General features: G+C 66.4%; 18 protein-coding genes. 9 read left to right on the forward strand and 9 right to left on the reverse strand.

Annotated features, from left to right (window positions below):
• Positions 1–3: 3 nt before the first annotated feature.
• Together ACLIMP_RS21430 and ACLIMP_RS21435 are read right to left on the reverse strand one after the other, a co-directional pair.
• A complete protein-coding gene (locus ACLIMP_RS21430; protein WP_443478293.1) occupies positions 4–1,281 on the reverse strand; it encodes a M20/M25/M40 family metallo-hydrolase in 1,278 nt (425 codons plus the stop codon).
• Between the two features lie 15 nt (positions 1,282–1,296).
• On the reverse strand, positions 1,297–3,648 hold the full coding sequence (locus ACLIMP_RS21435) for a TonB-dependent receptor (protein WP_443478294.1): 2,352 nt from the start codon (positions 3,646–3,648) through the stop codon (positions 1,297–1,299).
• A gap of 327 nt (positions 3,649–3,975) precedes the next feature.
• On the opposite strand from ACLIMP_RS21435, the gene ACLIMP_RS21440 reads away from it, so the two are divergent.
• The 4 genes from ACLIMP_RS21440 to bdcA all read left to right on the forward strand — a co-directional run bounded on the left by ACLIMP_RS21440 (position 3,976) and on the right by bdcA (position 8,381).
• Positions 3,976–4,638: a response regulator gene (locus tag ACLIMP_RS21440; RefSeq protein ID WP_185999901.1), complete on the forward strand. Its 663-nt coding sequence runs from the start codon at positions 3,976–3,978 to the stop codon at positions 4,636–4,638.
• Positions 4,638–6,182, forward strand: coding sequence for a sensor histidine kinase (locus tag ACLIMP_RS21445; protein WP_443478295.1), 1,545 nt, complete (start codon positions 4,638–4,640; stop codon positions 6,180–6,182). The genes ACLIMP_RS21440 and ACLIMP_RS21445 overlap by 1 nt, the downstream gene beginning before the upstream one ends.
• Positions 6,183–6,248: 66 nt before the next feature.
• Complete coding sequence (locus tag ACLIMP_RS21450) at positions 6,249–7,562, forward strand: dicarboxylate/amino acid:cation symporter (RefSeq protein ID WP_443478296.1); 1,314 nt, start codon at positions 6,249–6,251, stop codon at positions 7,560–7,562.
• A gap of 105 nt (positions 7,563–7,667) precedes the next feature.
• Positions 7,668–8,381 (forward strand): SDR family oxidoreductase, encoded by a 714-nt coding sequence (bdcA, locus tag ACLIMP_RS21455; RefSeq protein WP_443478297.1) that lies wholly within the window; start codon positions 7,668–7,670, stop codon positions 8,379–8,381.
• Positions 8,382–8,431: 50 nt separating this feature from the next.
• Here the strand turns inward: bdcA and ACLIMP_RS21460 are convergent, their stop codons facing one another.
• The 5 genes from ACLIMP_RS21460 to ACLIMP_RS21480 form a co-directional block, all read right to left on the reverse strand.
• Positions 8,432–9,223, reverse strand: coding sequence for an energy transducer TonB family protein (locus ACLIMP_RS21460; protein WP_443478298.1), 792 nt, complete (start codon positions 9,221–9,223; stop codon positions 8,432–8,434).
• Positions 9,207–9,806, reverse strand: a complete 600-nt coding sequence (locus ACLIMP_RS21465; RefSeq protein WP_443478299.1) for a biliverdin-producing heme oxygenase — start codon at positions 9,804–9,806, stop codon at positions 9,207–9,209. The genes ACLIMP_RS21460 and ACLIMP_RS21465 overlap by 17 nt, the downstream gene beginning before the upstream one ends.
• A gap of 9 nt (positions 9,807–9,815) precedes the next feature.
• Complete coding sequence (locus ACLIMP_RS21470; protein ID WP_443478300.1) at positions 9,816–13,361, reverse strand: TonB-dependent receptor domain-containing protein; 3,546 nt, start codon at positions 13,359–13,361, stop codon at positions 9,816–9,818.
• A 385-nt stretch (positions 13,362–13,746) separates the two neighbouring features.
• Positions 13,747–14,751: a FecR family protein gene (locus ACLIMP_RS21475; protein ID WP_443478301.1), complete on the reverse strand. Its 1,005-nt coding sequence runs from the start codon at positions 14,749–14,751 to the stop codon at positions 13,747–13,749.
• On the reverse strand, positions 14,732–15,340 hold the full coding sequence (locus tag ACLIMP_RS21480; protein ID WP_185999908.1) for an RNA polymerase sigma factor: 609 nt from the start codon (positions 15,338–15,340) through the stop codon (positions 14,732–14,734). The genes ACLIMP_RS21475 and ACLIMP_RS21480 overlap by 20 nt, the downstream gene beginning before the upstream one ends.
• A 245-nt stretch (positions 15,341–15,585) precedes the next feature.
• On the opposite strand from ACLIMP_RS21480, the gene ACLIMP_RS21485 reads away from it, so the two are divergent.
• From ACLIMP_RS21485 to ACLIMP_RS21505, 5 genes are all read left to right on the forward strand, one after another.
• Positions 15,586–16,110, forward strand: coding sequence for an RNA polymerase sigma factor (locus ACLIMP_RS21485; protein WP_231635673.1), 525 nt, complete (start codon positions 15,586–15,588; stop codon positions 16,108–16,110).
• Positions 16,104–17,114, forward strand: a complete 1,011-nt coding sequence (locus ACLIMP_RS21490; RefSeq protein ID WP_443478302.1) for a FecR family protein — start codon at positions 16,104–16,106, stop codon at positions 17,112–17,114. Before ACLIMP_RS21485 ends, ACLIMP_RS21490 begins: the two co-directional genes overlap by 7 nt.
• 92 nt (positions 17,115–17,206) lie before the next feature.
• The gene (locus ACLIMP_RS21495) at positions 17,207–20,248 is read left to right on the forward strand and encodes a TonB-dependent receptor (RefSeq protein ID WP_185999910.1); all 3,042 of its coding nucleotides are present in this window, start codon (positions 17,207–17,209) and stop codon (positions 20,246–20,248) included.
• A gap of 85 nt (positions 20,249–20,333) precedes the next feature.
• On the forward strand, positions 20,334–21,293 hold the full coding sequence (locus ACLIMP_RS21500; protein ID WP_185999911.1) for an alpha/beta hydrolase: 960 nt from the start codon (positions 20,334–20,336) through the stop codon (positions 21,291–21,293).
• Positions 21,290–22,402: a pectinesterase family protein gene (locus tag ACLIMP_RS21505; protein ID WP_185999912.1), complete on the forward strand. Its 1,113-nt coding sequence runs from the start codon at positions 21,290–21,292 to the stop codon at positions 22,400–22,402. Before ACLIMP_RS21500 ends, ACLIMP_RS21505 begins: the two co-directional genes overlap by 4 nt.
• A 22-nt stretch (positions 22,403–22,424) precedes the next feature.
• Here the strand turns inward: ACLIMP_RS21505 and ACLIMP_RS21510 are convergent, their stop codons facing one another.
• Complete coding sequence (locus ACLIMP_RS21510; protein ID WP_185999913.1) at positions 22,425–23,750, reverse strand: MFS transporter; 1,326 nt, start codon at positions 23,748–23,750, stop codon at positions 22,425–22,427.
• 83 nt (positions 23,751–23,833) lie between these two features.
• Positions 23,834–24,628, reverse strand: a complete 795-nt coding sequence (locus ACLIMP_RS21515) for a hypothetical protein (protein WP_185999914.1) — start codon at positions 24,626–24,628, stop codon at positions 23,834–23,836.
• Positions 24,629–24,643 lie beyond the last annotated feature (15 nt).

The raw sequence follows: 24,643 nt of genomic DNA on the forward strand, positions 1-24,643 counted from the left end.
GGGTCAGCGTGCTTCGGCGAGGGCCAGGACCGTTGCCAGACCGTCCGCCATGTTCTTCAGGTCCTCGGGCGGGTTCATCTTCATGCCCTCCTCCAGCGAGTGGGCGCGGAAAGTCTCGAACCCGGAACCGAGCGTCACCGCCTCGATCCCCATGCTCATCGGGATGTTGCTGTCCGTTGACCCGGCGCCGTATCGCGGCTCCACCCCCGAACCCCGGGCGACGGCAGCGGCGATCTTCACGATCCGGGCGTCCTGCGCGGTGGTACCGACCGGGCGGTCCCCGATCAGCTTGGCGTCATAGGATATCTTGCCCTTCGCAACCGAGCGCGCGGCATTCTCCGCATCCACTGCAGGCTGCAACAAGGCCAGGAACTGCTTTTCCTCCGCATCCAGTTCAGGTTTTCCGTTGGATCGCATGTCGATGGTCATGGCGGTGGCGAAGGGGATCGAGTTGACCGAAGTGCCGCCCTCCAGGATGCCGACGTTGTAGACGGTCTTGGGCTCCACCGGCGCCTTGATCTTGCCGAACGCGACCATGGCATTGGCCATCGCGAAGGCTGGGCTGACGATCCCGAAGTCCCCCATCGAATGCCCGCCGGGACCGTTGAACGTCACCTTGTAGCGGCGCGACCCGGTGCCGGCATTGGTGATACGGCCGGGCTCGCCCGGCTCGAACGAGATGAAGTACTTGATCCTGTCCTTGTACTTGCCCTTCTGGAACAGATAGCGCGATCCGCGCAGGTCGCCGGGCCCTTCCTCGCCCACGTTGCCCATGAACAGGATGTCGGCCCTGGTGGCGTAGTCGGCGTGCTTCATCGCGCGAATGAAGGCGAGCAGGACCGGCAGGCTGGAGGTATCGTCGCCGATACCGGGTGCGTAAAGACCATTGCCCTCGCGCCGCACTTTCACGTTCGTGCCGCCGGGGAACACGGTATCGAGATGCGCGGTGACGACGATCAGCGGACCGCCACCCGTCCCCTTGCGCAGACCCATGACATTCCCGACCTCGTCACGCTCCACGTCGGCCAGGCCCTCGGCCTTGAGCATCGCCATGTAGGCGGCGCCGCGCGCGTCCTCCTTGAACGGCGGAGCTTCGATCTCGGTCAGGGTAATGATGTCCTGGATGATCCTGTGGTAGTCGGCCTCGAGCGAGGCCCTGGCCTTGGCGAATTTCGCCCCGCCGAGCAGCGTGGCGGCAGCCTTGTCCTCCGCGGTGGCCGCGTGAGCCCCCGGTGTGGCCAGCGCGAGCGCGGCAGTTGCCGCCAGCAATGTGATACGCATCCCAAGTCCCCTGGATTAGAAGTTGCTGTATATCGTCGCGCCCATCGTGCGCGGTGCGGTGGTCGCCCAGTAGTCGGGCACGCCCGACGCGCTGGAGATCGTGTTCACGCCGATCTTGTCGAACAGGTTGCGCACATAGAGGAACATGCCCAGCCGGTCGTTCTGCACGCCGACGCGCAGGTTCACCATCGAATATTTCCCGAACTCCCGGTAGAGCGCATTGGTAGGCCGGATCTGCGAGGTCATCTTGCCGGTATAGGTCCAGTCGGCGCGCAGCAGCCCCGTGAAGTCGTTGAAGGCCGGGAAGCTGTATTCGGCGCCGGCGCTGGCCGTGGTGCGCGGGATCAGCGGCAGGATATCGCCCTTCCGGCCCGCGGCCGTCACCTCGGCGCTGATCTGGTCGGCGGTCAGGCGCGGCTTGAGATAATGGAACGCGGCATTGAGGTAGAGGCCGGAGAACGGCGTTGCGCTCGCTTCCACCTCGACGCCTTCGATGCGTGCCGAACCGACGTTGCCGATATAGGAGAAGTTGCCGTAAGTCGCCTGGACCGAGGTTTGCAGGTTGTTCCAGTCGATCCGGTAACCGTCGATATTGAAGGTCAGCCTGCGACCGAACCACTGGGTCTTGAAGCCAGCCTCATAGTTCCACAGGGAATCCGCCGCGTAAGTCTGCGCCGATTCCGGGATGCCCGGCGTCAGGTTCGCGCCGCCGGGGCGGAACCCCTGCGAAGCGGTAGCGTAGAACATGATGTCCGGCGTGATCTTCAGGTCGACGTTGAACTTCTTGATAAGGCCATTGGCGTCGGCAGTAACTTCCCGATAGGCGCTGGGCGCCTGGCCGTTGAAGTAGTTGTAGCCCAGGTTCTCGCCGCCGACGGTCTTCTTGTAGTCGTAATATCGCAGGCCCGCCGTCACCGTCAGCGGCTCGAAGATCCGGTAGCTGATTTCGCCATAGACGGCGGACTGCTTCACTTCGTCCGTCACATAGCGCGAGCCGAGATCGACGACCGGCTGCTGCGGCTCGCCCGTGGCGGGGATGCCCGCGAACACCAGCGTGTCGACGCGGTCGTTGCGGTCCTCCCGGAACAGGCCGACGGTATAGCTGAACGGCCCCTTCCCGCTGGAGCTGAGCCGCAGCTCATTCACGAAGTTGCGCACGAAACGCGGCTGGTAATTGCCGATCGGCTGCTGTGCGGCCGCCCAGTTCTGGTAGTCCTGCCGTAGCTGCGCCGATGTCAGCCCGCCGGCATCGGCCGCGCATGTGCCGGAGCTGGTCGTCGCCCCGGCGCTCGTGCCTTGCAGCAGCGAGCCTGCGTATGTGTTCTGGAACAGGCCGCAGTAGCGGTTGGAAGCGGCGATGCTGGCATAGTTGTCCGAATTGTCGTTGGTCTGCCGCACATCCCAGCGATAGAACGAATTGTTCAGCGCCAGGGTGCCCACAGGCGTTTCCCACTTCGTTTCCAGCGCATAGAGCTGCAACTTGTCGTAGGCCGGCGAAGCCACCTTCTGCGCCGAGATGAACGCGCCCTCCGAGGGTGCCCACTGCGAAGTCCCGCCGAACTTCTGCGTTTGCAGGATCGTCATGAAGTTCATGCTCAGGTTGCCGGTGGGCTGGAAGCCCAACTGGAAACGCCCGCCTTCGAGCACCGAGCGGTTGAGGTCCTTGCGGCCGATCGTCGGATCGTCGACATAGCCCGGATTCTGCTGGCGATAGAGCACCAGCCGTGCGGCCAGCATGTCGCTCACGATAGGTACGTTGACCGCGCCTTTCAGCGAATAGCCGAACTCGCCGTGCTCTACCGCTTCGGCTCCCATCTCGGCAGCGCCCTCGTACTTGGCGAGATCGGGCTTCTTGAAGATCACCCGCAGCGTCCCGCCCATCGAACCCGACCCGTACAGCGTTCCCTGCGGCCCGCGCAGCACCTCCACCCGCTCCACGTCGAAGAGGTTGAGGTTGGGCGTTACGCCCGAAGGATCGGAACTGGTGCCCGACGGTCCGGTCAGCGGCGTCTCGCCATAGTAGAGGCCGACCGTGCTTTCGCCGGCAGTCTGGATGCCGCGGATCGAGATGCGCGTGCGGCCGGATTCGCCGGCGATGAGGTTGAGGCCGGGAACCTGCCGCACAATGTCGGCAATGCCGGTGGCGCCGAGGTTCTGAAGCGACTTTTCCGATAGCGCCGTGATGGCGATCGGAGTGTCCTGCACGCGCGAGGCGCGGCGCAGGGCGGTGACGACGATATCGCCCACCCCTTCGGGCGCAGCCTGCTGGGGCGCCGCGGCATCCGCCCCCTGCGCCTTGGCAACACCCGGCAGCGCCAGGGCGGAAACAGATAGGAAAAATGCAGCGCGACCGTAGTGAGTGGCCATGATTGCCCCCTGTTGCAGCCGATCCATGCCCGCCCGCGCCGTCGCCGGTAATGGGCGATCTTCTGCGCGGAACGGACTGGATCCGGTTCGTTGTCGAGGTTTCCCCTCCCGACACAGGGAAGCTGACGGCACCCACCTGTCACGAAGCTGTCATTGCATGCTGCGCTGCAAAAAGAATCTTGCCCATCGCGACAGGTTGATGACAGGTTCGGTTCACAGAGTGCCGAATCAAACGGAAGAAAGTTGCGCCGGATCAGGGCCGGCGCCCATGACAACAAGACGGCCAACCGGAAGAGGATGCTGCAACTCGTACGAGGGAGTGAGTTGTTGCGTATATTGATCGTGGAAGACGACGAGCGTCTGGCGCGTGGGATGGATGCCTCGATGAGTGCGGCGGGATTTGTCGTCGACGTTGTCGGCAGCGGCGAGGAAGCGCTCGATGTGCTGGCCGCCGAAACCTACAACGCGACCATCCTCGACCTCGGCCTGCCGGACCTGGACGGGCTGGAGGTGCTCCAGTCGCTGCGGCGAAGCGGCAATGCCACGCCGGTCCTCATCCTCACCGCGCGCGACGCCGTGAGCGACCGCATCGCCGGGCTGGACCGGGGCGCGGACGATTATCTGTCCAAGCCGTTCCATCCGCGCGAACTGGAATCGCGCCTTCGCGCGCTGATCCGGCGCAGCCAGGGCACGGCGGACCCGGTGCTGCGCGTCGGCGGCCTCAGCCTCGACCGTTCGACCCGCGTGGTCGAACTCAGGAGCGCCGTGGTGGACCTGCGGCGGCGCGAACTGGCCGTCCTGGAAACCCTGATGGGCCGCCCCGGCAAGGTCGTCACCAAGCAGCGGCTCAATTCCGAGGTATTCAACTTCGCCGATGCGGTCGCGCCCAACGCACTGGAAGTCTACGTGGGCCGTCTGCGCCGCAAGCTCATGCCGGACGGCCCGACCATTCGCACGATCCGCGGCCTCGGCTACATGTTGGAGGCCTGATGGCCTCTCTGCGATCCCGTCTCACCGCAGCGGTCATGGTGCCGCTGCTGGCTCTGGCGGTGACCTTCGGCGGCATAACCTGCTGGATGATCCAGCGTTCCGGGGCGATGACCTCCGATCGCATCCTCGTCGGTTCGGTACGCGTCCTCAGCCGGGCCACCGATGCAGACGATACCTTGCGCGATCGGTTGCTGCCGCTTGCGGTCCATCTGCTGCAACGCCGCTCCGCCCCCATCACTCACTACAGCATCTGGGACGGCGACCGGCTGCTTGCCGGGGAACGCGACCTGGCGCCCCCGCCTCAGTACGATACCCGCACCGGCAGCACGACCAGACGCCTGCCCGCCGCCAGCTTCCCGCGCACGTACCGCAATACCCCGCTCACCGGCGGCTATGTCGACCCGCGCGATGCCGGCGGCGTGATCCAGCCCGCCTACCTTCGTGACGGCCGCCTGCGCGACAAGCCCGTGCGCATCGCCACCGAAATCCGCCGCCTCCACCGCAACGGTCGCGCGGTGGTGGTTCAGGTGGCCGACTTCGTGGACGATCGCTGGGCCTACCAGCAGACCTACTTCCTGCGCGTGCTGGGCGCGGGCGTGCTGATCGCGATGACGGCGGTGCTGCTGTTCTACTGGGCGATCACATGGGGGCTCAGGCCCTTCGCCTCACTTGCCGGGCAGATCGAGACCGCGCGCCGCGAACCACCGCCGCAGTTCCGGCTCAGGCTGGAGGAGAACGCCCCGCGCGAAGCCCGTTTGCTGGCGAATTCGTTCAACGCCCTCCTTGCCCGCACCGAGCGCGCCGTGGATTCGCTGCGCCAGTTCACTGCCAATGCCTCGCACCAGATGCGCACCCCGCTCGCGGTGGTCCGCATCCATCTCGACGTGCTGGAACGCTACGGCCCCGGTTCGCCGCGCGGGGCGACCGCGCTTCAGGATATCGGCAATGCCGTGCTGTCGCTGGAGCGCCTGCTGATGCAGCTCATCGCGCTTGCCCGCACCGAGGAACAGGGCATTGCCGAGGACGCGAGCTTCGATCTTGCCGCCGTCGCCGCCGATCTCGTCGCGGCCCGGGCCGCGCAGCCGGGAGCAGCCAGTCTCGACATCGGCTTCGAGGGGGCTGATGACGGCCCTCTCCGCGCAGCCGGCCATCCCGTGCTCGCGGCCGAGATGATCGGCAACCTGCTGGACAACGCCGTGCGCTACAACCGCCCCGACGGCACCGTTACCGTGCGCGTGCTGCGCCGCGCGGGGCGCGCCCGCGTCGAGGTGGAGGACGATGGCCCCGGCATTGCCCGGCAGGACCGGGAGCGCGTGTTCGAACGCTTCTATCGCGCGCCGACAGAGAACGGGGCGACCGGCAGCGGCCTTGGCCTTTCCATCGTGCGCGCCCTTGCGGAGCGCATGGGCGCGCATGTCCAGCTTGAACCGGGAGCGGGCGGACGCGGCGTACTGGCGAGCATAGACTTCGCGCGCGCGCCGGCATCCGCAGCCACCGAAATCGAACAGGAAGCGCAACACTTCGCCCTCGCGACAGCTTGCTGACAGGGTTTTCGCTCCAGCATCAGCGCCATGAGCCAAGCGCTTCCGGGCGCGGCAACAGGATCACCGATGTCCGCAAAACCTCCTTCGATCAACCCGATGATCGAGACAGCCAACCCGTCCCTCCCGCCCTCCGGCATCCGGCCGCGCAACCGGTTCAAACCGCATCTGCAGGTGTGGCTGCTGGGCGGCTTACTCCTCGGCATGGGCGGCGGCACGCTGGCCGGGCTGTTCGCCGGAGATTCGCCCGCCACGGCGCTGCTGATGCACTGGTTCGTCAAGCCGGTGGAGCAGGCGTTCCTTTTCGCGCTGTTCCTGCTGATCGTGCCGCTGCTCATATCCGCGATCGTCAGCGGCATAGCGCGAATCCGCAACATGGCGGGAATGCGGCAACTCCTGGTGTCGACGCTGGCGCACATGCTGGCCGCGTCCGTCGCCGCCGCGCTCATCGGGCTGGCCATGGCCAACCTCTTTCGCCCGGGCGACGTGGTGCCCGCCGAGATCGGCCAGCAACTTCTGGCGGCAAGCCATGCCCCCGCTTCGCCGGGCATGATCGACACGCTGTTCTCCTACGCCGCGGTCGAGCGGCCCATAAAGATCGTCATCATCGCATCGGTACTGGCCGGCATGGTCCTGACCTTCCTGCGCACGCGGCGGACCGGCCACGTTCTGGCGACCAGCGAGCGGGTGTTCGATGCCGGTATGCACGTGCTCGCCCATGTGGCGCGGCTCGCGCCCGTTGCGGTCGCCTGCTTCATGTTCGACCTGACGCTCGTGTTCGGCTGGCACTTGCTGCTGTACCTCAGCGCCTATGTAGCGGTGGTAGTGGCGGCGCTCCTGCTGCAGATCGCACTGACATTCTTCGCCGTGGTCTGGATGCGCGGCGAAGTGACGCCGCTGGCGTTCCTGCGCGGCGTGCAGGAGCCTGCCGTCATCGCCTTCTGCACATCCTCCTCCAACGCCACCCTGCCGAGCGCGCTGCGGGCCGCCGAGCTTGACTTGCGCCTGCCGCCGCGCGTCGCCCGGCTGGTGCTGGGCACCGGAACCATCGCGAACCAGGGCGGCACCGCGATCTACACGGCCGTGACGGTCCTTTTCATCGCCCAGTTCTTCGGCATGGACCTTTCGCTCGGACGGCAGGGCCTTGTACTGGCGGTCGCCGCCCTGGCGGGCATGGGCACGATCGGCGTCCCTGCCGGCTCGCTGCCGACCGTCGCCGCCGTCCTCGCGCTCACCGGCCTCCCGGCCGAAGGTATCGGTCTTGTCATCGGAGTGGACCGGCTGCTCGACATGTTTCGCACGATGGTCAACGTGGTGGGAGACATCGCCATCGCCACCGCAGTGTCGCACGACCGGCGCAAGCGCAGCCTGCCGAAGATGTAGCAGACTGGCGCGTTCTTCTGTTGACGGAATGGATTTCCAAGCCCCTTATCTTGCGGCTCTTCCCCGGAACCAAAGCATCCCATCCCACTCGAAAGGAATTTCGTAATGGCTCGCTTCACTGGAAAGAAGGCGCTCGTCATCGGCGGCAGCCGCGGCATCGGCGCCTCGATCGTCCAACGCCTGGCCGGGGAAGGCGCATCGGTGACATTCACTTACGCCGGATCGCGGGACGCGGCCGAGGCACTGGCCGCGGAAACCGGCTCCACCGCCGTACGATCCGACGCTTCCGACCGCGATGCGCTGATCGCCACTGTCAGCGAGGCGGGCGCGATCGACATCCTCGTCGTCAGCGCCGGTCTTCTGGTCATCGGCGATCCGCTCGAACTCGATCCCGACGCCATCGACCGCATGATCGACGTGAATGTACGAGCGCCCTACTTCGCCTCGGTCGAGGCGGCGCGGTCCATGCCCGAAGGCGGGCGCATCATCGTGATCGGTTCGACCAACGGAGACCGCATGCCGTTTGCCGGAGGCGCGGCCTATGCGCTCACCAAGTCGGCGATCCAGGGCATGGCGCGCGGTCTTGCCCGCGATTTCGGCCCGCGCGGCATTACCGTCAACGTCGTCCAGCCCGGCCCGGTCGACACCGAGATGAACCCTGCCGACGGCGGCATGGCAGAGGCTCTCCACGGCTTCATGGCGCTGCCCCGCCACGGCAAGCCGGACGAAATCGCGAACCTCGTCGCATGGCTGGCGAGCGAGGAAGCCGGTTTCGTCACCGCCGGGCTCTACACAATCGACGGCGGCTTCGCGGCCTGACCCAAGAGGCGCGGTGCTTTCAGGTGCCGCGCCTGCCGCGATTTGCCGCCTTATTGCGTGAAAAATTCCACCGGAACCGTAAGCCTCTGCGGATCGGGTCTGTCCGCGGGTATCGCAGGCAAGGGCTGAGCCCGGCGGATCGTGGCAAGGGCTGCGCCGTCCAGCAAAGCCGAACCGGACGATCGGCCGATTCTCGCCGAAAGCACGCGCCCCTCGCGGTTCATGGTGAACTGGACATAGGCGATCCCCTGCTCTCCGCGAGATCGCGCCGTCGCCGGATAGCGGCGATATCTTTCCATATGGGAGAGCAGCAAGGCTTCCCACGTCACCTTCGCGTCATTCGCCGCCCGTTCGGCAGGCGGTGCGGGAAGCGATCGCGGGGCGGTGGTTTCCGGAACGCCCTCCGCCACCGAGGCAGGTTCGGCCGGGGGCCGGGCCGGCGATGAGGGGACCGAAGGATCGCTTTCCGGCTCCAGCGGCGGCGGGGCCTCACTGCTTTCCGGTTGTGCCTGCGCTTTCTGCTCCACCTGCCTCGGACCTTCCGGCACTTGCATGTCCGGCTCGGGCGGAGCGGCGGGAGGCTTGAATTCGAGCAGCAGCGGCCGGGAGGATTCCGCCGCCGCGGGAACGATCCGCCAGGACACGGAACCGAGCGCCAGCGCGGCAAGGATCAGGAAAGTCGTGCTGCCAAGCCCCATGCACCGGGTCAGCCGGTCCGGCGGCAGGTCCGCATAGCGCGTTCGCCCCGGCGTGCGGTAAGATTCCTCCGCCGGCGCGCAGGCTCTTTCGCCGCGCGGCTCCCGGTGGCCGCAGTCGTCCCGTATCTCAGGCGAAGCTGGCATCGGCTAGGGCCTGCACCCGGGCGAAGGCGGCATTGGCTCCGGCAATGGTGCGCGCCTCTTCCCCTTCGGAGAGTTCAACGGTATTCAGCGCGGCCGTGAAGGCGCGCCAATGTGCGGCGGGGCCCTCCGGCGCGGGCGCAAGATGGCGTGCCCCGTGCGTATCCGACAGCCCCAGCCTTGCCGCCTCCTTGCGCAGCAGCGCCGCCCCCATGTTCGAGCCCTCGGCAACATAGAGCCAGCCCAGCGCGGTGGGCACGTCCGGCTCTGCAGCGGGCAGGAAGACCGGCGGCGCCTCTGCCCGGGGGAGCGGAACCTTCAGGTCATCCAGGTCCGCCGCGATCAGCGCCAGCCGCCGCCGCCCGTCCAGCCCCGGCAGCAGCACGCGCAGCCGGGGGACATCGTAAAGCGCATCGATATCGCGGTGGAAGCCATACTGCATCGTCGCGAAGCGAATGTAACCGTCGAGGCTGGCGAAAGAGGCCGCTTCCATGATCGAATGATCCAGCCTGTCATGCGTGGCATGGGTTGCGCCTTTGAGCCGGGCGGCGCGGGTATCTTCAAGGGTTCTGGTGGTCACGGGCATGTCCTTCTATCAGAAGCGGTAGCTGACGCCGAGGCGGATATTGTGAAGGTCCGCGTCCGAGCGCACCTTGCGGCCGTTGGCGATATTCGAGCTGCCCGGGCCGTTGACATATTCCCAGGATACGGTCCCGTCGTCGTGCCAGGTGACGTCGAAGTCGCTATAGGCGATGCTCACGCCTTCGCGGGCCTTTGCGAAGCTGAAGGTCTTCCGCTCGAAGCGGGCGTAACTGTATTCCGCGCGGACCGACCAGTGATCGCCGATCGCCCGCTCCACCCCGCCGCCCAGCACGAACCCTTGCCGGTTCTTGCGATCCTCTTCGGCGAAGAGATGCTCCAGCGCGCTGCCGATGCCGCGATTCTGCGCGTCGACGGAACGATACTGGTTGCGGGTCTGCGTTTCGCGCAGCCAGCCGATGCCGCCGGTGCCGTAGATCAGCGTGCGGCCGAGCGAATAGCCCAGCTTGCCGCGCAGGGTGATCATCCGATCCCAGTTGTAGCGCGTGTCCGATTCGAGCTGGTGGTTGTTGCGCAACCACTGGGTCGCGGTGCTTTCCTCCGAAACCGGCACGCCCGACCAACTGCCGAGGTTGCCCGCCGAAATGTCAGCCTCCACGCCCAGCACGAGGTTGCCGGGCAACTGGTAGTTGTAACCGGCATGAAGCCCGCCCAGCACGTTGCGCATCTTCTGGTCGATGCGGCTGCCGTTCTCGATGTCGGCGGCTTGGCCCATGCTGTCGGTCACGCTGCCGCCGGTCTTGCCGAGGCCGTAGCCGAAGTCGGCGCCGATATAAGGCCCGGTCCAGTCGGCAGCATCCTCGTTGGCCCATCCGCTGAACCAGTTCGCCGGCCACAGCGCCGTTTTCGAGCCGAGCTTTCCGGTAAGGCCGATACGGAAGGTCCGTCCCGGCGCCGGGATATAGCCCAGGCTCATGGCCTCGGTGTAATAGCGGTCGGTGACGTTATCGAGGCTCCAGTCGAGCGAGAGCGCGTCCGTCACCTTGAACTGCCCGGTCAGGTCCAGCAGCACATAGGGGTTCCACGCGATCGCCGAGATCAGCGGCATGTAGCCGCTCTGCGGGACTTGCGCGCCGACCGCGCGCTTGCCCGTGTAAGTCAGGCGCCCGCCCAGCATGGCGCGCTCGGCCAGGAACTTCTGACTGACCGCGAGATTGGCCGACCACCGGGGCGGGATGTAGTTTGTGGCATAGTCCGAGGCGAGCGAGCTTTCCACGCAGCCCGTGGCCGCGTCCTTGCAAAAGGCGATATGATCGTAATAGGTCGCTCCCGCATCCACCGAGAGGCCGCCGGTACGGTAGCTCAGGCTGCCTTCCACGCCCCGGAACTGCGCGCGGTCGATGTTGAACATCTGCATCGCGAAGAACGCCGAAATGTATCGCCGGGCGATATAGCCGTCGATGTCGTTGTCGAACCATGCCAGCTTGACGCCCAGTTCGTCACCGTCCGCAAGAACGCCCTTGCGCGAGTAGTTCATGCCCGCTTCCCAGTTATGGGCCTCTTCCTTGTGCAGGTCGGGGTTGGCGATCATGAAGAAGCCGGTGGTCGCCTCCATCAGCGAGGGCAGACGCGCGGCCTGCTTGTAGCTGGCGAAGAGCTGCAGCCCGTCCACCGGCATGAGCGTGGCACCCAGCGAGAAACTCACCGCGTCCTCGCTGCGATCGAAGATATCGGTGTGGTAAGTGGTGCCAGACTGTTCGTCCTGCAACTTGTACTTCTGGTAGCGCAGGCCCGCATCGAGGCGCAGCCAGGTCATGGGCTCCAGCGCAGCCTGCCCGAACACGCTCGTTTCCCGCCGCGTGCCTTCACGCCCGGGTGCGAGCGAACCGTTGTTATTCCAGCCATCCACTGGGCCGGTCCGCTCCCGCAGGAACGAGGCGCCATAGTCGGCCGAGAGCAGGCCCAGCGGCGTCAACACGCGTGAACCGTTGCCGATGTCCACGCCAAGCCCGTTCACGAAGCGGCGCGTCTGGTCGGTCTGGAGCAACGAGGCCGCGCTTTCGCGAAGGTTCGATATCCAGCCATTCAGCTTCAGGTCCACCAGGTCGGTCGCCGGGTTCCAGCGATAGCGCGCGGTCACGCGGTCGAGGCCGGTGTGCGAGAGCGGATAGGTTTGCAGGACCGTGCCGGAGGCGGAGCCCGTGGAACCGGGATAATTCTCGCCGAAGTCGCTCCAGTAACCGCCGTAGCCCAGTTCGAGCACATGGTCTGCGGCCGGGCGCAAGGTGGCCTTGAGCAGCACCGATTCCGCATCGGTAGAGGTGTTGAGCACTTCCTCGCCGCCAACGAAAGGCGTCGAGCCGTAGCGGTCGTAGAACTGCACCGCACGCTCGCAGAGCGAGGCGAGGCTGCCGGAAGCTGCCCCTGCGGCGCAGAACGCAGAAGGCGTGCCGGTCGCCTCGGGCGCATGCTTGCCGTTGGCGCCGGCATGGTAGTTACCGGTGCGCCGTAACGAATAGCCCGCCACCAGGTCCACGAAATCGCCCTTGCGCGCGAAGACCAGACTGCCGGCGCCGCCCGTGGGCGAGAAGAAACCTGGCCGGTTGCGTTCCCGCGTGGCCGCCAGCGTATCGCCGTTGTAGGACGAGGGCGCCAGCAGCGAGCGAGTCATGTTCGAGCCGGGCTCGGTGCTGTTGTTCGACAGCGAGGCCTTGATGCGAAGGCCCACGGTCTCGCCTTCGGGAACGATGTCGTCGGCGGAAAGAGTCGTCATGCTGACCGACCCACCGATGCCGCCGGCAATCGGATTGCCCATTGAGGGGCCCTTCTCGATAGCGACGTGGCTGATGAAATCGGGGTCCACGAAACTGCGATTGCTGGTGCCCTGATATCCGCGATAGACCGTCGTGCCGTTGATCGCGCCGTCCACTGTCACCGGCACACGGCCCTGCCCCTGAAGGCCGCGGATGTTCACGTCCAGTCCGCCGCTGGTGCGCGCCTCTCCGGAGATCACGCCGGTCGCGCCGCGCAGCATGTCGGCTGGCGACTGGCCGGGATAGGCCTCCAGCGTCTCGCGGGTGATGACGGTGACCGAGCCGGGCGTGGAATAGACGGTGCCTGCCGTACCATCCCATCCGGCCACCCTGCCATTGCCGCCGCTAGCACCGTCGCCGTTTCCCCCACCAGCCGATCCCGAGGCGCCCTCGACACGCAGCGTGCCGAGCTGGACCACACCGGCCTCCGCCTGAAGCGCCCGCTCGACCGTGAAGGTGTTGGCGCTCGTCCGCCGTGCGGTCAGGCCGCTCCCGGCGAGCAGGCGCGAAAGCGCAGCGGCCGGGTTGTGGCGCCCCTTGATGCCCCCGCTGGTGCGGCCTGCCACGAGCGCACTGTCGTAGACGAGTTCGACCCCGCTCTGCTCCGCGAAATCGTTCAGCGCATCGGCGAGGCTGCCCGCCGCAACGTCATAGCTGCGGGCGGACTGCGCCGCCGCAGGCGTGCTCGCGGCAAAGACGCCGGAGAGACCGGCCGAAGCCAGCAGCACGGCCTGGACCAGTGTCCGCATTTCGCCCTTGCGCGCACGGCGCGCTTTGGAATTGTCCATCGTCATTGCCCCCTTCATTCACCCGGCAATCGCTATTGCGACGCATATTCACAAATGAAGACGAAGGCGGCGCGCGATAGGAAACCTCGAACGTTCAAAAAAATTCGCGGCCTGCAGGATTAGGTCGTAAACTCATAAACGGCACCATCGAGGTTTGAGGCAAAATGGCTCAGCGCAAGAAGGTAAGGCGATGGAATATGTCGATATTTCAAGCCTTCCCGACGCAGCGATGGGCCATTTTGGTCAAATCCCGAAGGGACGTCCAAATGGCTTCCATCTCGGGCCGAAGCTGCCTTGGACGGGCAACCAGCCCGCCCGGCGGCACCTTCGGCCCGAGCTGTTCGCCATTTGGGCGCCTCGATGGTGCCGTTTATGAGTTTACGACCTAGTCGTGCAGGATGGTCACCATCCCGCCGATGCGGGTGCTGCGGATGCCCAGCGACCGGCCAATCGCATCGATCGAACGATCGGGATCGTCGAGCCGGAACACCCCGTTGACCCGCCGCTGCGAAAGGCCGTCCCCCAGCACGAGGATGTAGCCGCTGCGATAGCGGCCAATCTCGCGCACGACATCTGCTAGCGGGCGGTTCACCACGCGGATCACGCCGCGAGTCCAGCCGTCGGTATCGTGGACCGACTGGCCCGCGAGGGGCGAGATCCGGTCCCGGCCATATCCCGCCTCCTCGCCCTCGCGGACGAGACGCGAGACGGCGTTCAGGTCGATGCGCACGCTGTGCTCTGTCACGGCCACGCGGGTCTCATCGCCGTCCAGCCTGACGAGGAAGCGCGTACCCAGCGCCGTGACGGTACCCCGGCCTGCTTCGACCACGAAGGGGCGCGCCGGATCCGGCGCCACCGTGAAGGCCGCCTCGCCGCGAAGCAGACGGATGTGGCGGCCATCGGCGAAGTCCACGGCGACGGCACTGTCGGTATTGAGCAGGGCAATCGAACCATCGGGCAGCGCAAAGCTGCGCCGCTCCCCGGTGTTCGTGATGGCATCGGCACGCAGGCGCAGTGCAATGTCCGCCGATTGCGTGGCGATCAGCAGCAGGACGCTGGCGGCAACGAGCCCCCGCGCCCATCCCGATGCCTTGTGCACCGGCGCGGAAACGCCGTGCTGCGTCCCGGCCGGGCGCCAGCGTGCGAAGCGCCTGCTCCACGGCGCCGTGCCGCGCACCGGGGCCGGCGGCATCGTCGTTTCGTCGATCGCCCGCCATGTCCGCTCCACGGCGGCGAAGGCGCGGGCATGGCGCGGGTCCTCGGCCAGCCACTGCGCCAGACGCGCCTCGTCGGCTGCGGACATGACACCCGCGACATGGTCACCGAAAAGGCGGGCGGCTTCCTGCCGCATTTCCGGCGTGATCGTCGTTTCAGGCACGTTCGTCATCATCCGGTTCCAGAGCATCCTGCCCGCGGCGCATCCCTACACCGTCCGACGTCTGCGGCAGCACTTCCGAAACCCGCCCCTTCCAGTTTTCATCGTCCAGCCGCTCGCAGCAATGGGCCATGCCCTGCGCGATGTAGCGCCCGACCATCTGGCGGCTGATCCCCAGCCTTGCCGCAATGTCCGTGATCGACACACCGTCTATCCGGTTCATCCTGATGATCTGCTGGCAGCGCGGCGAAAGTTCGGCCAGCGCCGCGGTCAGCCGGACCAGCGCCTCGCGGTCGAGCATGGCGGTTTCCGCAGAGGGCACGGGCGCCGCGATGTCTCCGGGCAGTTCATCGCCGCTGGTGATGTGTCTGCTGCGCCGCTTGTCCGAGCGCACCATGTCGATCGCGACATTGCGGGCCATGCGGTAAAGGAACGCCTTCTTGTTGGCGATCGGCGGATGATCGTGGACGGCGTGGATCTTCAGCCAGAGCGCCTGCGCCACATCTTCTGCGCCCTCGTGTCCGACCAGTCCCTGCAAATGGCGCAGTAACGACGGACGTTCGCGCAGCAGCAGCCGGAAAAGGGACAGGGCGTTGGTCGTCACCCGCGCCCCCTAGCTTTATTGCGATCAATTCGCAACTGCACGCAAAGCGGTCGCCCTGCCTGCCCGTCACCAGAATTATTTTCCGTGGCCGGAAGGAATATCACGCGCCGTGTCTCTTACGTGGCAGAACGGGAATCCAATCTCGGCAAATTCGATATTCGGTTGGGGAGGGCGTTACGCCAGGGGAGGCTGAAAAGGAGTTCGCGCGCAGGCGCCGCATCGCGGTCTGGGTCGCGCGCGAAATCGTGCCCCACGAGGCGCGGGTCCGGCGCTGGCTGGCCCGTTCGCGCCTCTCGCCAGAGGATGTCGACGAGGTGATGCAGGAAGCCTATTGCCGCATAGCCATGCTCCCTTCGGTCGATCACATCGACCGGCCGCTGTCCTACATGTTCGCGATCACCCGCAATCTCATGCTGCGCCGGATGAAGCGCCAGCAGGTGGTCGTTCTGGAAGCCTTCAGCGATGTCGAAAGCTGGTATGACGATGAAGCCCCCTCTCCCGAGGATCAGGCGTCCAGCCGCATGAACTACGCCCGCGTGCTGCAGATCATCGCCCGCCTGCCCGAGCGTTGCCGCCGCGTGGTGGAACTGCGCAAGATCGAAGGCTGGTCGCAGAAGGAAATCGCCGCGCATCTCGGGATGACCGAGAAGGCCGTGGAAAAGCAGGTCTGGTCGGGCGTTCGCGCGATCCGCGCCGCCTGGGACGCGGCAGAGGCGGAGAACGAGCAACGCCTCACGGGTGCGGAGCGCCGGGAGGCCCGCCCATGGTGAGCACGCACGATCCCCGATCCCGCGAGCGGGAGGCGGCGCGCGATGCCGCCGCCGCCTTCGTGGCGCGCATGGACGGCGATGCGTGGAGCGAAGCGGACGAGGCGCAGCTTCAGGCCTGGCTGGCCGAAGACCCGCTTCGCCAGGGACTGCTGCTGCAGGTGCAGTCCCAGTGGTATGCCCTCACGCCCGCCGCCGTGCCGGAAGAAGAATCTGCTCCGCCCGCACAGGACGGCGAGGAAGCCGCGCCTGCCCGCCCTGCGCTGCTGGCGCGGCGCGGGCTGCTGGCGGGCATCGCCGCCTCGGCCGCGGTTGCCGTGACCGGCGTGCGCTGGAGCAGCGCGCCTGCCGTCTACGAAACGAAGCTCGGCGAAATCCGCCGCCTGCCGCTGGCCGATGGTTCGGTCATGACGATGAATTCGGGCAGCGAGCTGGTCGTCGACATGGCCGGGCGCAGCCGGGACATAGAACTTGCGCAAGGGGAGGCCTGGTTCGAGGTCGCCAAGGACGCCAAACGGCCCTTCGTGGTGGCGGCGGGCGACGTGCGCGTGCGCGCGGTCGGCACCGCCTTCTCGGTACGGCGGCGCGAAACCGGTGTGGAAGTGCTCGTCACCGAGGGCGTGGTCGAAATTTGGAGCGCGGCCCCGGCGGGCGGGCCCGATCTGCACATGCGCCTTGAAGCGGGCGACCGCGCCACGCTCAGCGCCCATGCCGTGATCGACTATGAAGCGGGCATTCCCACCTCGGTCGACCGTTCGCTGGCCTGGCGCAGCGGCATGATCGATCTTGACGGGCGCTCGCTTTACGAAGCCGCGAACGAATTCAACCGTTACAACGCCCGCCAGATCGTGATCGCCGACCCGCGCATCGCCCGCGAACAGTTCGACGGCCTGTTCCGCATCAACGACCCGGAAGGCTTCGCCGATGCCGTGAAGGCCAGCCTTGGGATAACGCTGGATACCAGCAATCCCGACCTCATCAGAATTTCTCTCAATTCTTCGGATTAAAAACAAATTCAGGGGAAGGATTTTTCGGAGGAATGACTCTCTGACAATACGGGTTCGAAGAAACCCGCAATATATATTTGGGGTGGATAATAATGCACAAAAACAAAGCGCGTAATGCGCTGTTCGCGACTACGGCCATCGTCTGCACGATCGCATCCCCGGCGCAGGCCGCGGCGCAGACCAGAGAGTTCGTCATTGAAGCCCAGCCTGCCGAAACCGCCATTACCCAGCTTGGCCGGCAGGGAGACATCCAGATCATCGCCGCCCGCCGGCTGACCCACGAAATCCGCACCAATGCCGTGCGCGGCGAGATGACCGTAGACCAGGCGCTTGCTCGGCTGCTCGCGGGAACGGGGCTTTCGGCACGGCGCACTGGCCCGGCGTCCTACGCCATCGTTGCCGGCAGCCGAATGCCTGCCGGCAATCCCGCCCGCATGACCGTGGCGACCGTTCCAGTGGCTCTTGCACCCGCGCTTTCGGCCGAGCCGCCTGTCGCGCTCTCCGCCAGCACGGATGCCGCCCCCGCCGCCGAAGCCATGCCGACCGCCGAGGAAATCATCGTCACCGGCTTTCGCGGCAGCCTCCAGCGGGCCCAGGACGTCAAGCGCCAGGCGATCAACGTGACCGAGAGCATCATGGCCGAGGACATGGCCAAGATGCCCGACCTCAACCTCTCGGAATCGATCCAGCGCCTGCCTGGCGTGACCATCTCGCGCGAGGGCGGCGAAGGGCGCAACATCACCCTGCGCGGCTTCTCGCCGGACTTCACGCGCACCACGCTCAACGGCATGGAAGTGCCCGCCAGCAGCGACGGGCTCGATTCCGGCGGCTTCACGATCAACGCAGGCCGCGCGTTCGACTTCCACGTCTTCGCCTCCGAACTGTTCAACCGCATCGACGTGCAGAAGACCCAGCGCGCCTCGATCGAGGAAGGCGGCATCGCCGGCACGGTCGATCTCTATTCGGCAAAGCCGTTCGATTCCCCCGGCTTCCACGTCGTCGCCTCGGGCCAGGCCGGCTACAACACGGTCTCGCGGAAGGTCGATCCCCGCGCCACGGTCATGATCTCCGACACGTTCGCGGACGACACCATCGGCGTGCTGCTTTCTGCGAGCTATTCCAAGCGCACCGTCTATCAGGAGGGCTTTTCCAGCGTCCGCTGGACCTCGCCCTTCGTCAACGGCGATAGCTGGGCTGATACCGATCCCGAAGTCTCGGGCACCCCCGAGAACTGCGGCGCGGCGGATTCGCTCGACTGCCTCTGGGCCCCGCGCCTGCCTCGCGCCGACTTCTTCGGCAACGACCAGAAGCGGCTCGGCCTTGGCGGCTCGATCCAGGCCCGCCCGCTCGACGGGCTGAAGCTCACGTTCGACGCGCTCTATTCGCAGCTCGACAACGATCGCTACAGCTACAACTCGATGGAATGGCTGCTCACGCACGGGTCTGCGGGCAACTATGTCGGGCAGACCCCGCTTTCGTTCACGATTGCCCCCGATGGCAAGCAACTGGTCGCCGCCGCGTTCGATGACGTCACCTCATGGTACGAGAGCCGCCACCAGACCTCGACCTCGAAGTTCACCCAGTTCGTCTTCTCGGGCGAATACGAGGCGAGCGACAACCTCACCTTCGACGGCATGATCGGCAAGGCCCGCGACAGTGCCGACCGCAACGAACTGCGCTTCTACGCGCGTTCGATCCCGCACTACTATTCCTATGACTATACCGGCAGCCGCGACGTGGCGGTGGTGGACTATGGCGACTACGACCCCAACGATCCGGAAAACTACATCAACGCGCTGACCGCGGCCAACCGGCTGAACAAGGTGGTGAAGGACAATTTCACGACCAAGGCCAACGCGAAATTCCAGCAGGGCCGCTTCACCGCGCTGGCCGGCGTCGCCTACAGCCGCCGCATGGTGCGCTATTCCGAAGCGCAGGGCGCGCTGCCGAGCTTCGAGCCCCAGGCCTACATGACCGATTTCCCGATCGGCCACTTCGGCGACGGCGTGGTCTCGGGCGGGCTGCCCACCTTCGCCGTGGTCGATTTCGACGCCATCGCCGGCTCGGGCCTGTTCAACGACGGCTACACCGCCAATGTCGCGGCGGGCTGGAAGGTCGTGGAAAAGACCACGGGCGGTTATGGCGAGGTGATGGGCGATTTCGACATCGGTTCGATGACCCTGCGCCTCGATGCCGGGCTTCGCTATGTCCGCACCGACGTGGAATCCAGCGCGGTCATCGCCGGTTCGCCGGTGGAGGTGAAGCGCCATTACGACAACCTGCTGCCTTCGTTCAACGCCGCGCTCAACCTGACGCCCGAGCTCGTCGCCCGCTTCGCCTATGCCCGCTCTATGACCCGGCCCGGCCTTGCCTCACTCAACATCGCCAGCCCGGTGTTCGAATATACCACGCGCACGGTGAGCAACCTCGGCAGCCCCGACCTCAAGCCCTACCTGTCGGACGACTTCGACCTCGGCCTCGAATGGTACTTCAGCAAAAGCGGCCTGTTCGCGGTAGGGCTGTTCCAGAAGAACATCATCCGCTCTCTCAAGACCTCGGTGATCGAACAGATGGTGCCGCAGGAATACTGGGCAGCGATCTATGCCGACCCGCGCTACGATCCTTCCTACAACGCCGATCCCGCCCAGGTGCCCTACACTTTCTACACAGCGGTCAATTCCTCCGACGGGGACAAGGTGAAGGGCGTGGAAGTGACGCTGAACCTGCCGTTCACGTTCCTGCCGGGAGTCTTCTCCAACTTCGGCATCGCGTCGAACTACACCCATGTCACGGCGCACGATTCCACCGGGCTTTCGCCCAATTCCTACAACTTCACCGGCTATTTCGACACCGGCAAGCTGGGCCTGCGCGTCTCGGTCAACAAGCGCGACGACTATCTGCTGAGCGAACCGGGCGGCAACGGCCATGTGCAGGAGCGCAAGTACGGCCCGACGCAAGTCGATCTCTCGGCCTACTACAACCTGACCGAGCGGCTCAGCCTCAACGTGCAGGGTATCAACATCACCAACGAGCGCGAGCGGATCTACGGCACCGGAGACGGCACGCAGTATCTCACGCGCGAATTCTCCCGCACCGGCGCGCAGTGGTTCGTGGGCGCCAGATACCAGTTCTGACGCTGCAAAAGTTGCTCCCTGGGCCGCCGTCCTCCCCCGGACGGCGGCCCCCTTTTTCCAAATTCGAGAAGCTGAAGGATGCGCGATGCCCAAGCTGTTCCGATCCGGCCTGACGTTCGCGATGGCGCTGATCGCCCTGCCGGGCTCGGCGCGCGAGGTGGACGAGAGCTATACCGTGGACCAGCGTTTCGCACAGTATCGCGACATCTACCCCGGCATCGCATGGCCCGCCGTGACATGGCGCGAAGGGCAATCGGTGCTGTTCGATCGCCCTTACAAGACCCTGGCAGCGCGGACGCTCCATCTTGACATCTTCGGGCCGGCGACAGCCAACGGACAGGGCATCGTGCTGGTCCATGGCGGCGCATGGCGTTCTGGCGCGAAGACGCATTTCTACGCGCTTGCCAACCTGCTCGCGCAGCGGGGCTATACCGTGTTCCTGCCCGAGTTCCGCCTCTCGGTCGAAGCGCCCTACCCCGCCGGGATGGAGGACGTGGCGGACGCACTGGCATGGGCAAAGAGCCATGCCGGCGAATTCGGCATCAGCGCCGATCGCATCGCACTGGGCGGTGCCTCTTCGGGCGGACAGATGGCCGCGCTGCTTGCCTATGCGGGGCCGGGCGGCCTTTACGGAGAGACGCGCAAGACAAGGCCCAACGCCCTCATCGACCTCGACGGCGTGCTCGACATGGCCGACCCCGAAGCCCTGCGCTTCGAGAATGCGGCAGGCCCCGATTCTCCCTTCGCCCGCTTGCTGGGCGGCAGCTTCGAGGCGATGCCGCAGCGCTGGCGCGAGGCCAGCGCCGCCAGCCATGTGGGGCCGCAATCGCCGCCCACCCTGATCGTCGGCAGCGGCATTGCCCGCTTCACGGTGGGCAAGGACCGGGTGATCGCCGCGCTTGACCGGAACCACGTGGCGCACCGCGAATTCGCCTTCGCCGGCGCTCCGCACGACTTCTGGCTGTTCGATCCCTGGCTCTCCCGCACCGCCGGGGAGATCGACACCTTCCTCCGCCCCCTCGCCGCTGCCGGGAGCCCGAAATGACACGCCTCCGCTTTCTCGCGCTGCCGCTCCTCGCGGCGATCGCACATCCCGCAGCGGCGGAGGCCCCCGCCACCGAACTGGCGGTGCGCCGCGATTGCACGGGAAGCGCCGCGCCCTGCTACACCTCCATCGGCATGGCGCTCGGTGCCGCAGCGCGCGATACGAGCGGGCGCTGGATCACGATCCGCGTCAGCGCGGGCGACTATGCGGAAAAGCCCGTCATCGCCCGCGACCGCATCCGCCTCGTGGGCAGCGGGCGCGAGAACACCCGCATCCATTTCGGCGCCGTCGCGCAGACCGCCAAGGCCTATCACCGCAACGGCTGGGGCACGCCGGGATCGGCCACGCTCACCATCAATGCGCGGGAGATCGCCGTCCGCGACCTCACCATCGAGAACACTTACGACTACCTCGCCAACGACCGCCTGCCTGATGGCGCCGAGAGCAAGATCGGAAACCCGCAAGCCGCCGCCCTGCTGCTCGACATCGCGAGCGACCGCGTGCGCCTCGACCGGGTAGCTCTGCTCGGCTATCAGGACACGCTGTTCGCCAATGGCGGCCGCGCGCTGATCCGCAAGAGCCTGATCGCCGGCAATGTCGATTTCATCTTCGGCAACGGACAATTGCTGATCGAGGATAGCGAAATCCGCACCCGCACGCGTGCAGCACCCTATACCCCCGGCGAATTCCAGTCCTTTGTGGCCGCGCCATCAACGCCGCTGTCGCAGGCCCACGGCATCGTCTTCCACCGCTGCCGCCTGACGCGCGAGGCGGGCGTGCCCGACCATGCCGTGGCGCTGGCCCGCCCGTGGCACCCCACCACCCGCTTCGCCGACGGCCGCTATGCCGATCCGCAAGCGGTCGGGCAGGCGCTGTTCGTCGATTGCTTCATGGATCGCCACATCCATCCCGACCACTGGACCGAAATGAACGGCACCGCCCGCGACGGCACGATGACGCAAGTGTTCCGGGCGCAGGATTCGCGTTTCGCCGAGCTGTCCTCCAGCGGCCCCGGCGCACCGGCCCGCGACATCGGCATGCGCTGGAAAAGCCCCATGGGGATCGCGGCGATCCGCCGAGAGATCATGGCCGAAATGCCGCAGGACTGACCGGAAGCCGCCGCTGCGGCCCTTATGCCGGTCGGCCCGGGGACCGGCCAAGGCAGTGGACGAGCAACAGGCAGGCAGAGCCGATAGCGGGAAGGCCGATAGAGGCCGCCAGCACCGGGTTCCCTGCGCCCGCACCCGCTGCCGCGCCCTCGCACGCGGAAAGGACGGCCGCCAGCAGCATGGTGCCGATGCCGGAGGCGACTTTGAGCGTGGCGAGAAACAGCCCCACCGGCAGCGCTTCTCCTCCGGCGCCCGAAAACCGGCCGGACTGCACATGGGAGGCCAGAAGCGCCCAGACCGCCATGCTCATGCCCGCCAGGCTCGCGCCAAGCAGGAACAGGCACGCCGTGGCGGCGGGCTGCCGGAAAGCGAGGGCGAACCCGGCCATGGCCGCGATGAAGCCGAGATGTGCCAGCGCGAGGATGTCCCGCGATGAGCGCCACCGCGCGGCGCTCATCCAGAGCGGAAGCGAGACGCCGTGGCCAAGCGTGATCGCGAACAAGGCCCATCCCGGCCATGCGGGCTCGCTCATGGTGGCGCGCCCCAGGAACGGCAATGCGCGCATGAAGAACGGCACCAGCGCGCCCTGAACGGCGACGATACCCAGTATCTGCCGATAGCCGCTGTCTGCAAGCAGGCTGCGTACCATCCGTACCGCGCCGCCTCGTGAGGGTTCGCGCCCGGTAGCTGGGAGATGCCGCGTCACCCCGCGGGCGATGAGCAGAGTTGAAAGATAGATCGTTCCCCCCGCCACGCCGAACGCAACGAAAGCGCGGCGCTGGTCCGAAGGATCGTGGATCGCCAGCACTTGCGCCAATGCCAGCCCGGTGCATCCCGCGCCGAGGGCACTGAATATCAGGCGCAGCGCCGAAATTCCGGAACTGTCCCGTTCGCTCGCCGCCATGCGGACCATCAGCGTGTTGTGGCCGACATCGCAAAGCGTATAGCCGATCCTGCTGCCGATCACGGCTGCCACCACGATGGCCGTTCGCGAAAACGCCGTGCCGCCCAGCACCGGCGCGGCGAAAATCAGCGCGAAGCAGGCGCCGCAAAGCGGTGCCCCGATGCCGATCAGCCGTGCCAGTCCGTCCTGCCTCCCGGTCCGGTCGGTACGGTAGGCTATGGCGAGATCGGCCAGCCCGTCCCACACCATGAGCAAGGTCAGCAACACACCGGCATGAGTGACGGGAACCCCGCCATGCAGCACCAGGAAATAGAGCAGCACGCTTTCGAAGCTGCTCCAGACAAGGCTCTTGCCCATGTTGCCGCTGCTGTAACCAAGCCTCATCGCCGTGGCCGCGCCGGGCCGCGCTGGCGGCGGGATGGAGGATTCGAACGCGGTGGCCATGCAGGTTGCCCTAGCCGCAATTGGCTTCGCTTTTTTGACGCCGTGGAAACAGCGGCCCAGCCGCATGAGCGGTGTCCGCGTGCTCAGCCCGGCAGGTCGGACAATATCCGCGCCCGCGCCATCGTGAGCTGGGCGATCACATCGCTGAGCAGGTAGGCGTCACGCCGCCGGGTCCAGGGCTGGGCGGAGCGAGGGTCGTAATCCACCGGAAGCGGCACCTCGCGGGCGGCGGCGGCCGCCATGCCGTTGGCGCGAGAGACCAGGATGCAGCGCTTCACATGATCGCGGTGCCCGACGACGGCGACCTTGCCCAGTGCCTGCGCCGTGCCGGCATGAGCGATCACGCCGCGCGCGACCCCATCGGTGCTGAGGTAGGTCTTGCGGCCATCCTCGCCCTTGGCGGGGTAGATCGGCACGACATCCTTCATGCCGTGCCTGTCGGCGAGGACTTGCGCGATTTCCCATTGCGCGTAGACCCGCACCTTGCGCAACCGCCGAATGGCCTGCACGGCATCGGCCAGCATCGCATTGATCGGCCCCGGTTCAGGCGCTTCCTCGCCGTCGGTAAGGCCGGTATCGGGATTCACCTTCCCCGTCGCCGAACGATAGCCGAAACTGTAGGCCACGACGCTGTCCGCCGCGCGAACCGGAAACATCGGATAGCCCCAGCGGAAACCGGCATCGGCGACATGAGCGGCAAGCTCATGGGCCAGGGCCTCGTCGCCCAGCTCGCCCTTCAGCGTCTGCGCCATGAGCCGTTCGAGCGCGGACAGGTCGCCGCCCGAAACACCGGCTTCGCCGAGCGCCTGCGCGAAAGCGGACGGAGCGGCCAGCAAGGTCGTCGGAGCACCGACAAGAAGCGCCCTGCGCGTGGTCATGATGTTCTCCAATGA

It is taken from the genome of Novosphingobium aeonii (assembly GCF_052279045.1).
In the GTDB taxonomy this organism is placed as follows: Bacteria; Pseudomonadota; Alphaproteobacteria; order Sphingomonadales; family Sphingomonadaceae; genus Novosphingobium.